11 protein-coding genes are annotated in these 12,481 nt (G+C 69.9%); 7 read left to right on the top strand and 4 right to left on the bottom strand.

Features of this window, described 5'->3' with window-relative positions:
* The first annotated feature begins 132 nt into the window (after positions 1-132).
* The 5 genes from JHD82_RS20695 to JHD82_RS20715 are packed head-to-tail and all read left to right on the top strand — an operon-like array spanning position 133 to position 6,191.
* On the top strand, positions 133-1,299 hold the full coding sequence (locus tag JHD82_RS20695) for an acyl-CoA dehydrogenase family protein (protein ID WP_199138493.1): 1,167 nt from the start codon (positions 133-135) through the stop codon (positions 1,297-1,299).
* A 40-nt stretch (positions 1,300-1,339) separates the two neighbouring features.
* A complete protein-coding gene (locus tag JHD82_RS20700; RefSeq protein ID WP_016454280.1) occupies positions 1,340-2,311 on the top strand; it encodes a tripartite tricarboxylate transporter substrate binding protein in 972 nt (323 codons plus the stop codon).
* A gap of 8 nt (positions 2,312-2,319) precedes the next feature.
* Complete coding sequence (locus JHD82_RS20705) at positions 2,320-4,446, top strand: acetate--CoA ligase family protein (protein WP_199138495.1); 2,127 nt, start codon at positions 2,320-2,322, stop codon at positions 4,444-4,446.
* Complete coding sequence (locus tag JHD82_RS20710; protein WP_199138497.1) at positions 4,440-5,294, top strand: alpha/beta fold hydrolase; 855 nt, start codon at positions 4,440-4,442, stop codon at positions 5,292-5,294. Before JHD82_RS20705 ends, JHD82_RS20710 begins: the two co-directional genes overlap by 7 nt.
* Positions 5,295-5,303: 9 nt before the next feature.
* On the top strand, positions 5,304-6,191 hold the full coding sequence (locus tag JHD82_RS20715; protein ID WP_199138499.1) for a LysR substrate-binding domain-containing protein: 888 nt from the start codon (positions 5,304-5,306) through the stop codon (positions 6,189-6,191).
* Here the strand turns inward: JHD82_RS20715 and JHD82_RS20720 are convergent.
* Positions 6,175-7,389, bottom strand: a complete 1,215-nt coding sequence (locus JHD82_RS20720) for an MFS transporter (protein ID WP_199138502.1) — start codon at positions 7,387-7,389, stop codon at positions 6,175-6,177. The two genes, JHD82_RS20715 and JHD82_RS20720, sit on opposite strands and share 17 nt — an antisense overlap.
* 95 nt (positions 7,390-7,484) lie before the next feature.
* Here JHD82_RS20720 and JHD82_RS20725 point away from each other — a divergent pair, with 95 nt between their 5' ends.
* Positions 7,485-8,072 carry a TetR/AcrR family transcriptional regulator gene (locus tag JHD82_RS20725; protein WP_012203814.1) on the top strand — a complete coding sequence of 196 codons (588 nt, stop codon included), beginning with the start codon at positions 7,485-7,487 and terminating at the stop codon, positions 8,070-8,072.
* Here the strand turns inward: JHD82_RS20725 and JHD82_RS20730 are convergent.
* The gene (locus tag JHD82_RS20730; protein ID WP_199138503.1) at positions 8,069-9,448 is read right to left on the bottom strand and encodes a PLP-dependent aminotransferase family protein; all 1,380 of its coding nucleotides are present in this window, start codon (positions 9,446-9,448) and stop codon (positions 8,069-8,071) included. The two genes, JHD82_RS20725 and JHD82_RS20730, sit on opposite strands and share 4 nt — an antisense overlap.
* A 123-nt stretch (positions 9,449-9,571) precedes the next feature.
* Here JHD82_RS20730 and JHD82_RS20735 point away from each other — a divergent pair, with 123 nt between their 5' ends.
* A complete protein-coding gene (locus tag JHD82_RS20735; protein ID WP_012203816.1) occupies positions 9,572-10,435 on the top strand; it encodes a DMT family transporter in 864 nt (287 codons plus the stop codon).
* A gap of 63 nt (positions 10,436-10,498) precedes the next feature.
* Here the strand turns inward: JHD82_RS20735 and JHD82_RS20740 are convergent, their stop codons facing one another.
* Positions 10,499-11,428: a tripartite tricarboxylate transporter substrate binding protein gene (locus JHD82_RS20740; RefSeq protein WP_199138505.1), complete on the bottom strand. Its 930-nt coding sequence runs from the start codon at positions 11,426-11,428 to the stop codon at positions 10,499-10,501.
* A 3-nt stretch (positions 11,429-11,431) separates the two neighbouring features.
* Entirely contained in the window at positions 11,432-12,361 is a 930-nt protein-coding gene (locus JHD82_RS20745; RefSeq protein ID WP_012203818.1) for a LysR family transcriptional regulator, read from the bottom strand.
* Between the last annotated feature and the right edge of the window lie 120 nt (positions 12,362-12,481).

A 12,481-nucleotide genomic window follows, 5' to 3' on the forward strand; every position in this document is an offset into this window, starting at 1 on the left:
GGCTTTCACGATAGCGGTGCACCGGCGCGATAGACATATCCTTTTGTCATGTCTTGAGGCGTGATTGGAAGAACTTGAGCGGTGGGCTGGAGCCAATGATCCAGGCCATCGTCAACCCGCTTTCCGATCACCATGGATTTCACCCTTTCCGAAGAACACCAGGCTTTCGCCGACAGCGTGGCCCGGTTCGCCCAGGACAAGCTGGCGGCCGGCGCACTGGAGCGTGCGCATTCCCCGCATTACCCCTGGGAGACTGCCAGCCTGCTGGCCGAGCAGGGCTTGCTGGGCATTGCCTTTCCCGAGGCCGACGGCGGGCAGGGCGGCTCGCTCATGCATGCCGTGCTTGCCATCGAGCAGGTGGCCCTGGTCTGCCCCAAGAGCGCCGACATCGTGCAGGCCGGCAACTTCGGCCCCATACGCACCTTCGTGGAGTACGCGGACGCCGCGCAGAAGGCGCGCTTCCTGCCGGATCTGCTGGCTGGAAAAAAGCTCATTTCTCTGGGCATGACCGAGCCCGATGCAGGCTCGGCCGTGACCGAGCTGAGGACCACGGCCACGCTGGAGGGCGATCACTATGTGATCAACGGCAGCAAGGTGTTTTCCACGCACAGCCCCGAAGCCGGCCTGTTCCTGGTCTACGTGCGCTTCGGGCCGGGCGTGGACGGCATAGGCTCGGTGCTGGTGGAGCGCGGCACGCCCGGCTTCGAGGTCGGCCAGCCTTCGGCCTTCATGAATGGCGAGCAATGGGCGCAGCTGTATTTCGAGAACTGCCGCATCCCGCGCGAGAACGTGCTGCTGGGCGCGGGTGGATTCAAGAAGCAGATCTCGGGCTTCAACGTGGAGCGCCTGGGCAATGCCTCGCGCGCGCTGGCGCTGGGCCGGCATGCCTTCAACCTGGCGCGCGAGCACGCACGGGTGCGCCGCCAGTTCGGACGCGAGCTGTGCGAGTTCCAGGGCCTGCAGTGGAAGTTCGCCGACATGTGGATGAAGCTGGAGCAGGCCCAGCTGCTGCTCTACAAGGCCGCGCTCGAGGGTGAGCATGGCCTGCCCAGCGCGCAAAGCACGGCCATGGCCAAGCTGGCCTGCAATCTGGCGGGCTGGGAGGTGTCCAACGAGGCCATGCAGGTCATGGGGGGCCTGGGCTTCAGCCAGGAGGCCCTGGTGGAGTACTGCGTGCGCCGCACGCGCGGCTGGATGATCGCCGGCGGCTCCATCGAAGTGCTCAGGAACCGCATCGCCGAGGGCGTCTTCGGGCGGACCTTCTCCCAGAAAGCCTTCCAGCCCGCACCCCGGCAGTAAGACCGGCACCACCCGGCACCACTACAAAAGGAGACAAGGAATGCATCGTCGTACATGGATGGCCGCGCTCGCGGCGGCAGCGGCAATGGGCTGCGCAGGCATGGCAGCGGCCTCGGACAAATATCCGTCGCGGCCCGTGAAGATCATCGTGGGCTTTCAGGCCGGCGGACCCACGGACGTGGTGGCGCGCCTGGTGGCCAAGGCACTGCAGGATGAACTCAAGGGCGCCTTCATCGTGGAGAACAAGCCCGGTGCCACCAGCAACATCGCCTCGGAGACCGTGGCCGTGGCTGCGCCCGACGGCTATACGCTGCTGGTGGCTGCGGCGCCGCTGACCATGAACAGCTTTGTGTTTCCCAGGCAGAAGTTCGACCCGCTCAGGAGCTTCGAGCCCATCTCCAAGATCTCCTCGGCACCCGGCGTGCTGGCGGCCAGCCCCCAACTGCCCGTGCGCAGCTACAAGGAATTCGAGGCGCTGGCGCGGGCCCGGCCCGGTGCGCTCAGCTATGGCACCACGGGCGCGGGCGGCTCCCAGCACATGGCCACGCTGCGGCTGGAGCAACTGGCCGGCCTGCAGATGCTGCATGTGCCCTATTCGGGCGGCTCCAGCGTGCTCACCGACCTGATAGCGGGCGTGGTCGATGTCGCGTTCATGACATCCACTGGCGCCATGCCCAACCTGGAAGCAGGCAAAGTGCGTCCGCTGGCCGTGGCCGGCCCCGTGCGCCTGCCGGGCCTGCCCGCCGTGCCCACGTTTGCCGAGCTGGGCCTGCCGGGCATGGTCTCCGATTCGTGGAACGGGCTGCTGGCGCCAGCGGGCACGCCCAAACCCATCGTCGACCGGCTGGCCGCCGCCGTGGCCAGGGCCGTGAAGTCCCGCGAATTCAAGGAGGCCCTGGTCCCGCAGGGCGCGGTGCTGATTGGCAATTCGCCCGCCGAATTCAAGGCGCAGTTGCAGGCCGAGGTGGTCCACTGGTCCGAGCAGTTCAAGAAAGTCAAGATAGAGAAGTAAGCCGAACCATGAACGCCTCCACTTCCATTGCCGCCGCCGCTGTCTCCGGCGCCACGCAGTCCTCCCGCCGGTCCTTGCGCCAGTTCCTGCTGGAGCCTGCAAGCATCGCCCTGGTGGGTGCCTCCGACGACGTCGGCAAGACCGGCGGGCGGCCGCTGCAGTTCCTGCGGCGCGCGGGCTTTGCCGGCACCATCTACCCCATCAATCCGCACCGCAGCCAGGTCCAGGGCGAGCCCGCCTGGCCCAGCCTGGCCGCCTTGCCCGAGGTGCCAGACCATGTCTTCGTGCTCTCGCCCACAGGGACCGTACTGGAGACCGTGCGCGAATGCGCGCGGCTGGGAGTGGGCGTGGTCACCATTTTGGCCAGCGGCTTTTCCGAGTCGGGCCCCGAAGGCGCGCAACGCGAGCAGCAGCTGCGGCAGATCGCGCGTTCCACGGGCCTGCGCATCCTGGGGCCCAGCAGCCTGGGCGTGGTCCATCCGCGCAACGGCCTGGTGCTCACGGCCAACGCGGCCTTTGCCGAGCCCGATGTGCCCAGCGGCAAGGTCTTCGTGGCATCGCACAGCGGCAGCATGATCGGCGCCCTGGTCTCGCGCGGCAAGGCGCGCGGCGTGGGGTTCGCGGGCCTGGTCTCTGTGGGCAGCGAGGTGGACCTGAGCGTGGGCGAGATCTGCGCGGCCACGCTGGACGATCCAGGCATAGAAGGCTATGTGCTGTTCCTGGAGAGCCTGCGCCATGGCGATGCGCTGCAGGCCTTTGCGCGCGAGGCCGCGTTGCGCGGCAAGCCCGTCATCGCCTACAAGCTGGGCCGCTCCAGCGCCGCTGCCGAGATGGCAGCCACGCACACGGGCGCGCTGGCGGGCGAGGACGATATCGCCGATGCCTTCCTCAAGGGCCTGGGCGTGGCGCGCGTGGACATGCTGGAGACGCTGTTCGAGGTGTTCCCGCTGGCGCGCAAGCTGCCCCTGGCCGGCGCCAGCCCTGCCTGCGGCCAGCGTGTGGCCGTGGTCACCACCACGGGCGGCGGTGCGGCCATGGTGGTGGACCAGCTGGGCCTGCGCGGCATCACCGTGCAGCCCGTGGCCGGCGAGACGCTGGCCCGCCTCAAGGAGGCCGGCATCCCCGGCAGCGCAGGCCGCGTGCTGGACCTGACCCTGGCCGGCACGCGCTACGAAGTGATGAAGAAGGCGCTGGACATCCTGCTGCAGGCCCCCGAGATCGACATGGTGGTGGCCGTCGTCGGCTCGTCCGCCCGCTATCAGCCGGACCTGGCGGTGCGTCCCATCATGGACAGCGCCGACCATGCCAAGCCCCTGGTGGCCATGCTCGTGCCCGACGCGCCGCAGGCCCTGGCCGCGCTGACCGAGGCACAGATTCCCTGCTTTCGCACGCCGGAGAGCTGCGCCGACGCCATTGCCAGCGTGCTGGCACGGCGCGTTCCGGGTCCGGTGGCCGCTGTCCCTGCGCTGCGGGGCGAGGGCCGTGCGCTCAGCGAGGCCCAGGCGTATGCTTTGTTCGACGCGCTGCAGATGCCGCATGCGCCCTTTGCCTGCCTGCCTTTGCAGGGGTCGGTCGGGGACCTGCCGTTTGACTACCCCGTGGTGGCCAAGCTGTGCTCGCCGGCCATCGCGCACAAGACCGAGGTCGGCGGCGTGGTGCTGGGCGTCGGCACGGCGCAGGAGCTGGACGGTGCCCTTGCCACCCTGCGCTCCAACCTGGCGCGCAATGCGCCGGGCACGGCCTGCGACCAGGCGCTGGTGCAGCCCCTGTGCAAGGGCTTGGCCGAGGTGCTGGTGGGCTACCGCATCGACCCCGATGCAGGCCCCGTCATCATGCTGGCCGCTGGCGGCATCTGGGCCGAGGTGCTGCGCGACCGCAGCATCCGCATGGCCCCCGTATCCGTGGAAACTGCCCGGGAAATGGTCGCCGAGGTCCGGCTGCTGCAGACCGTCTCCGGCCTGCGCGGCAGGCCCCGGGGTGACCTGGAGGCGCTGGCACATGCCATCTCCGCCCTGTCCCGCCTCGCCCTGCGTCCCGAGCTGGGCGTGCTGGAGGCCGAGGCCAACCCGCTCATGGTCCTGCCCGAAGGGCAGGGCGTGGTGGCCGTCGATGCACTGGTGCTGCAGGCGTGCTGAACCCGCGCCACAGCCTCCTGCAGGCGCTGGACTCCACGGCGCGTCACCATGTGCTTGCCGCCACCTGGGGGGACGAGGGCGTGGACCTGCACTGGCGTGAATGGGGGCAGGGCCGCCCCCTGGTGCTGCTGCACGGCGGCCACGGGTCGTGGATGCACTGGGTGCGCAACATCGAAGCGCTGTCGCGCCAGTTCCGCGTGCTGGTGCCTGATCTGCCGGGCTTCGGTGATTCGCAGGACTTCGCGCTGCCCGCCCATGACCCCGCACGCCTGCCGGCCATGGTGCAGTCGCTGGAGCAATGTCTGGACCTGCTGGTACCCGAGCAGGGCGTTCTCCTGGCGGGCTTTTCCTTCGGCGCAGCGATTGCAGCCCAGCTGGCAGCGCGCGTGCAGCGGGTGGAGCGCCTGGTGCTGCTGGGCACGGCCGGCCACGGCGGCAGGCGCCGCGAGATGGCCCCGCTGCTGGACTGGCGCGTCGACGACCTCGCCGCGCGCGAGGCCGCGTGGCGGCAGAACCTGGCGGTCTTCATGCTGTCGGGACCGGAGGCCGTGGATGCGCTGGCCCTGTGCGTGCATGGTCTGTCCTGCGAAGCCACGCGCTTTCGCAGCAAATCCATTTCGCGCGGCAGCGCGCTGCAGGCATTGCTGCAGGACTACCGGCGCCCCGTGCTGCTGGTCTGGGGCGAGGCCGACGTCACGGCCGAGCCCATGGAGGCCGCCGAATCCCTGGCGCAGGGACGCGCCGAGCGCGACTGGACCATCGTGCCGCGTGCCGGCCACTGGGTGCAGTATGAATGCGCACCGGAGGTGAACCTGCTCATGGCCCGCTGGCTGCAGGCGCAATCCTAGAATCCGCGCATGCATGGAAGAATCCCGCCGCTCAACCCCCTCAAGGTCTTCGAAGTGGTGGCGCGCACCCGCAATCTCACGCAGGCGGCGCGGGAGCTGCACATCAGCCAGTCCGCCGTGAGCAAGCAGCTGAACGTGCTGCAGACCTATCTGGGCGTGGAACTGTTCCGGCGCGAGCGCCACGGCATCAGCCTGACCCTGGCCGGCCAGCGCTATGGCGAGGCCGTGGCCCCTGCCTTCGAGGGCATTGGCCGCGCCACGGACGAGATCATGCGCAGCGGCTCCGACAACACGCTGCGCCTGCAGACCTACACCACCTTCGCCGCCAAGTGGCTGATTCCGCGGCTGCAGGACTTCAACGCCCGCCATGGCGACATCGCCGTGGTCATCACCAACTCGGTCAAGGACGTGGACTTCGATCGCGACCATGTGGACCTGGCCATACAGATGGGCCATGGCGCCTGGCAGGGCGTGGACACTGAATTCCTGTTCGAGGACGTGATCGAGCCCGTGTGCAGCCCCGCCTTCCTGCATGCCAATGCCCCCGAGATCGCCTATCCCCAGGCCCTGCTGCGCAAGCGGCTGCTGGTCTCGCACTACCGCAAGGCCGACTGGCAGACCTGGGCCCGGCTGTGCCGTTACGAGGACGAGATCGACGGCGTGGAGACCATGCGTTTCAGCAGCTCGGTGCTGACCTGGCAGGCCGCCGCCGATGGCCTGGGCATCGCCATTGGCCAGACCGCGCTGCTGGTCGACGACATCGATGGCGGCCGCTTGGTGGCGCCCTTCGGACTGCCCGTGCGCACCGGCGCCTCCTACTACCTGGTCACGCCCAGGCTGCAGCGCCAGTCGAGGAAGGTGCAACTGTTCAGCGACTGGCTCAAGGAGCAGATCTAGGCCGTGCACAGGCCACCGGCCTGGGCTGGCGCGTCCCCGCCAGCGCCAGGCCCGCGAACAGCATCAGCATCAGGCCATAGGCATAGGTGACCGGCAACAGGCCGAAGCGCGCGGCGGCCATGCCCGCTGCGATGGCCGGCACGCTGAACGCCAGGTAGCTGGCGATGTAGATGGCCGAGATCAGGGCGCCGCGCTCGTGCGGCTCGGCCAGCGGGATCACGCTGCGCAGCGCGCCCTGGAAGCCCACGCCGAAGCCCGCGCCCGCCACCACCGAGGCACCCAGCACCAGGGGCAGGCTTTGCAGATGGGCGCCGACCAGCAGCAGGGCCACCCCGGCCAGCAGGCCGCTGCCGCCGAACTGCAGCATGGCGCGCGGCGCGCGGCTGCGCAGCGTCCAGATGGCGGCGGCGGCGCTCAGCGTGTTGATGCACACGGCAAAGCTGGCGGCGATCTCCGAGCCCGTGACCGAGCGGATCATCGACGGGCCCAGCGACAGGTAAAAGCCCCCCAGCGCCCACACCGTGATGCTCATGGGCAGCACGCGCATGAAGTCGGCCCGGGCCTGGCCCGGAATCCGCACGCGCGGGCGCATGGCGGCCAGTGCGCCGGGGCGGCGCGCGCCCGTCTCGGGCAGCACGGCCATGGCGGCGGCCACGGCCACGAAGATCAGTGCCATGAGCCAGAACACCAGGCCCAGCTGCTGGCGCCACAGCTGCGCGAACTCGCCCGCCACGACAATGCCCGCCGCCATGCCGACCATGGGCGCCATGGTGCTCACCAGCGTGCCGCGCTCGCGGTGCAGGTCCAGCAGCGCCGCGCCCATGGCCGCACTGGCCATGCCGGTGGCAAAGCCCTGCAGCACGCGCGCCAGCACCAGGGCCTGCACGTCGCCCGCGCGGGCGAACACCGCCAGCGAGACGATCTCCAGCACCAGCGCCGTCAGGATCACGGGCTTGCGGCCCAGGTGGTCCGACAGCGCGCCCGTGGTGAGCAGGGCCAGCAGCAGGCTCAGCGCATAGACCGCGAAGACCAGGGTCAGCATGCCGGAGGAAAAGCCCCAGTCATGCTGGTAGAGGCGGTACAGCGGCGTGGGCGCGCTGGAGGCCGCGAAGAAGCTGCCCAGGCCGAAGGCCAGGACGGCCAGGCTGCGGCCGGGCCGGGCAGCGGGAGTGGAGTTGGATGGTTGCAGTACCGACATGGTTAAGAGCCCTGCTGCACAATTAATGCAAAGTTTTTGCGTTAGCGAATTCTGCGCTTGTGCGCTGCTAACGCAAATTTTTAGCTTTAATAACCATGAGCACGCAAGTCCCATCCCTTTCCAAAACAGGCGGTCCCGCCCGTCCCGGCGGACGCAGCGCGCGCATCCAGGCCACGGTCTACCAGACCGTCAAGGGCCTGCTGGAAACCATGCCGCGCGAGGAACTGAGCTTTCCGCTCATCGCCGCCCAGGCGGGCGTGACGCCGTCCACCCTCTACCGGCGCTGGGGCGACATACAGCAGCTGCTGGCCGATGTGGCCGTGGAAATCATCCGGCCCACGGCGCCGCCGCTGGACACGGGCACGCTGGAGGGCGACCTGCTGGCCTGGGCCGAGCAGTTCCTGGAGGAATCGGCCTCGCCGCTGGGCCGCACCATGCTGCGCGACATGGCCGCCGCAGCGGGCAACGAGCACACGCCCTGCGCCTGCGTGGAAATCCTGCGCGGGCAACTGGCGCAGATCGGCGAGCGCGCAGCGCGGCGTGGCGAGGCGATGCCCGCTGCGGACACCCTGATCGACGCGCTGGCCGCACCCATCGTCTACCGTGTGCTGTTCGATCTGCCGCCGTCCCTGGAACACGTGCAGGCACGGGTGCGGGGCCTGCTGCAGGCTGAAACGGCCTAGCCCTTCAGCGCCCGCGCCAGCACCTCGAAGATCCGCGCATCCGAGCACTGCGCCACATTGAAGCGCAGGAAGTCGCCTGCGCTCTGCGACTGGCTGAAGGCATTGCCGGGCGCCAGCACCACGCCATCCTCCAGGCAGGTGCGTGCAAGCGCCGTGGCATCCATGCCCCCGGGCAACTGGCACCACAGGAACATGCCGGCCTGCGGCACCAGCCAGGGCTTCATGCCCAGGGCCTGCAGCCGCGCGGCCGTGCGTTCCATCTCCTGCGCCAGCCGCAGCCGCACGGACTCCATGTGCCTGCGGTAGCCGCTGTCGGTCAGCGTGCGCAGCACGATGTCGGCGGCCATGCGCCCGCCGCCGAAGTTGGTGGCGATCTTCAGGTCCGCCAGGTCCTGCGTCCAGTCGGGCCGCGCCGCGATGAAGCCGCAGCGCAGCGAGGCCGACACCGTCTTGGAGAAGCTGCCGATCTGGATCACGCGCGACAGGCCGTCGAAGGCCGCCAGCCGGGGCGCCGCATGGGTCTCCAGGTCGCAGAAGATGTCGTCCTCCACGATCACCAGGTCCGAGCTGTCGGCCAGCTTAAGGATGCGGTGCGCCACCAGTGGCGACAGCGTGGCGCCCGTCGGGTTGTGGATGGCCGAATTGGTGATGTACAGGCGTGGCGAATGTGCCTGCAGCGCGTCGGCGAACCGGGCCACGTCGGGCCCCTGCGGCGTGTAGGGCACGCTCACGGCCTGCACGCGGTGCGCCTTGAGCAGCGCATGGAAATTGAAATAGCAGGGGTCGTCGATCAGCACCGTATCGCCGGGCTCCAGCAGGAAACGGCAGACCAGGTCGATGGAGTGCGTGCCCGACTCCGTCAGCAGGATCTGCTCGGGCGAGGTCTCCAGCCCCATGGCGGCCATGCGCCGCGCCAGCAGGCGGCGCAGTGCCGGGTGGCCCAGCGGCGTTGCGTACTCCGTCAGCTCCAGCGTGCCCGAGCGCGCCAGGGAGCGCAGCGCGCGGCGCACGCCTTCCTCGTACAGCCATGAAGGCGGCAGCCAGCCGCAGCCCGGCTTGAGCGCGTGGGCATCTGCCTGCAGCGACTGGCGGGCCAGCCACAGGGGGTCGACTTCCCTGTCCACGCGCGGCCCGATACCGCCCAGCGCCAGCGGTGCCACCGGCCCCGCCACATAAAAGCCCGAGCCCGGGCGCGAGACGATCACCCCCTCGGCCGCCAGCCGCTCATAGGCCTCAACCACCGTGGACACCGACACCTGCATGGCCTGCGCCTGCGCGCGCACCGAGGGCAGGCGCGTGCCGGGCAGGTAGGTGCGCGCGGCGATGCGCGACTGGATCTCTTGCATCACCGCCTGGATGCGTGTGCCGCTGCGCATGGCTGCTCTCTCTTCTGTAGTGGATTTGTGTGCATAACAGTTCTTTTGAATTGTATTGGACTGTCTATGGAAGATACGGCCGTGCAATGGCCCACTTCCCGCTGCAAACCAAGGAGCTTTTTGATGGACAAGACAAGCAGCGGGTGGATCAACGGATTCATCGGCGTGGCGATCTTTGCGGGATCGCTGCCGGCCACCCGCGTGGCGGTCGCCGACCTGGACCCCACCTTCCTGACCTGTGCGCGCGCCAGCATCGCGGCATTGCTGGCCCTGGCCATGCTGCTGGCGCTGCGCCAGCCCCGGCCCGCGCGTGCCGACATGCCTTCGCTGGCGCTGAGCGCGCTGGGCGGCGTGGTGGGCTTTCCGCTGCTGACCGCGCTGGCGCTGCAGTACGTCACCTCGGCGCATTCCATCGTCTTCGTGGGCCTGCTGCCCCTGTCCACGGCCGTGTTCGCCGTGCTGCGCGGCGGCGAGCGCCCGCGCCCGGCCTTCTGGCTGTTCTCGCTGGCGGGCGCGGCCTTCGTGGCCGGCTATGCGGCCGTGGGCGGGGCCGGGGGCTCGCTGCGCGGCGATCTGCTGATGCTGGCCGCCATCATCGTCTGCGGCCTGGGCTATGCCGAGGGCGCGCGCCTGTCGCGCACGCTGGGCGGCTGGCAGGTCATCAGCTGGTCGCTGGTGCTGGCCCTGCCCGTCATGCTGCCGGCCGCCCTGCTCAGCATGCCGGCATCGCTGGCCGATGTGGGCCGGCCCGCATGGCTGGGCCTGGCCTATGTCTCGCTGTTCAGCATGCTCATCGGCTTCGTGTTCTGGTACCGGGGCCTGGCGCAGGGCGGCATTGCGGCCGTGGGCCAGATCCAGCTGCTGCAGCCCTTCATGGGCCTGGGCCTGGCGGCCCTGCTGCTGCACGAGCAGGTGAGCTGGGGCATGGTGCTGGTCACCATGGCCGCCGTGGTCTGCGTGGCCGGGGCCAAGAAGTACGCGCGTTGAGCCAGTCCGGCGTGGTGCAGGGCGTGGTGCAGGGCGTGGTGCGGGGGGAGCGATGCAGGGCGGTCAGCGCCCGGCCTCGCGCATCACCTGCTGCGCGAACTCTGCGGCCGAACCCTCGAACGGCTGGTTGCTGGCCGCCTCCAGCCGGCTGCGGATGGCCGGCGCGCGCAGCGCCTGGGCCACCGCGGCATTGATGCGCTGGGCCAGCGCTGGCGCCATCTGCGGCGGCGCGAACAGGCCGAACAGCGAATCCAGGTTGGCCTGCGCATGGCCCAGCTGCGCCAGCGTGGGCACATCGGGCAGGGCTGCCAGCCGCTGCGGCGCGCCCACGGCCAGGGCCTTGAGGCGGCCCGCGCGCAGCGCCTGCAGCTGCAGCGGCGCCACATTGGTGGACAGCAGCTCGAAATGCCCGGCCAGCGCATCGTTGAGCTGCTGGCCCCCGCCCTTGTAGGGCACATGCACGATGGGAATGCGCGTGGCCTGCTCTATGCGCTGCAGCACGGCGTGGCCCGTCGTGCCCTCGCCCGTGGTGGCCCAGCGTATGCCGCCGGGCATGCCGCGCGCCTCGGCCAGCATGCCTTCGAAATCTGCGGCCTTCAGCGCCGGCGTGCCCACCAGCAGCATGGGCGTGCGCATCACGCCAGCCACGGGCGTCACGGAGGCTGCGGCCAGGCCCACGGCGGTGGCGGCGGCAAAGACCAGGGTGCGGCCGTCGGGCGCGCTGCGCGCCAGCAGCTCCAGCGCCACGGTGCCGCTGGCGCCGGGGCGGTTGTCCACGATCACGGCCGTGCCCCATTGCTGCGCCAGTTGCTCGGCCAGGGCGCGGGCCACCATGTCGCTGACACCGCCTGCGGGGTAGGCCACCACGATCCGCACGCTGGCGCCCGGCCAGGCGGGCCGGGCCGGCAATGCCTGGGCGGGCCAGGCCAGCGCGCAGGCAGCCGCCGCCAGCAGGGCGCGCCGGCCGGTATCGGTGCCTTGCGGTGCCCGCATGCCTCAGCCGCCCGGCGCCTGGTGGCGCTGCGCCAGCTCGCGCGCCAGGGCGATGAAGGTGGCCGCGGGTCCTGCGCCGCCGGTTTCCGTGCCGGCCTCGCGGTGCACCAGGGTGAGCGGGGCGCTCAGCCGCACGGCGGGCTCGAAGGCGCGGTAGACCACCGCCTCGGGATGGGCGCCGCGCACCGAGGCCGGCACGATGGACAGGCCCACGCCCGCCGCCACCAGGTTCACATTGGTCATCATGCGTTCCACCTCGGCGGCCACCTCCACCTGTACCTTGTGCCGGGCGCACAGCGCCAGCAGGTTCGCGTACAGCCCCGGGGCGCCCGTGCGCCGCACAAGGATCAGGCGCTCGCCATCGAGCTGCCTGAGCGCCACGGGCCGCGATGCATCGCGCGCCAGCCTATGGTCCACGGGAATGGCCAGCAGCGCGGGCTCCTGCAGCAGCGTCTCGAACACCAGGCCTTCGGGCCGGGCCACCGGCACGCGCAGAAAGCCGCAGTGCATGCGCCCGGCCTGCACGGCCTCGGTGATCTCGGCGGCATTGTTCTCGCTCACATCCAGCGCAATGTCGGGATGGCGGCCACGGCACAGGCGCAGCACCTCGGGCGTGAAGGCATGGGCCGCCGCCGAGCTGGTGAAGCCCACATGGATGCGCCCGCGCTCGCCGCGCGCAAAGGCCTGCATGCGGTCGCGCATGGCGGTGAAGTCGGCCAGCAGCCGCGTGGCCTCGCCCTGCAGCTCCAGGCCCGCGTCGGTCAGGTCCACGCCCTTGGGGTGGCGCCGGAACAGGGCAATGCCCAGCTCCTCCTCCAGCGCGCGGATCTGCTGCGACAGCGGCGGCTGCTGCATGCCCAGCAGCTCGGCCGCGCGCGTGATGTGGCCGGTATCGGCCACGGCCAGGAAGTAACGGAGATGGCGCAGTTCCATATATGTGAAAAGTATCCAGCCGATATCCTAAAAATCTTTGAAATATTGGACAAGCCTCTACAGAATCCCATCCAGTCACCGATGCGACCGCTTGCCGCGGCGCGGCAGGTGACTTCCAAC

The sequence above is a fragment of the Delftia sp. ASV31 genome (assembly GCF_016428765.1).
Lineage (GTDB): Bacteria > Pseudomonadota > Gammaproteobacteria > Burkholderiales > Burkholderiaceae_C > Comamonas > Comamonas acidovorans.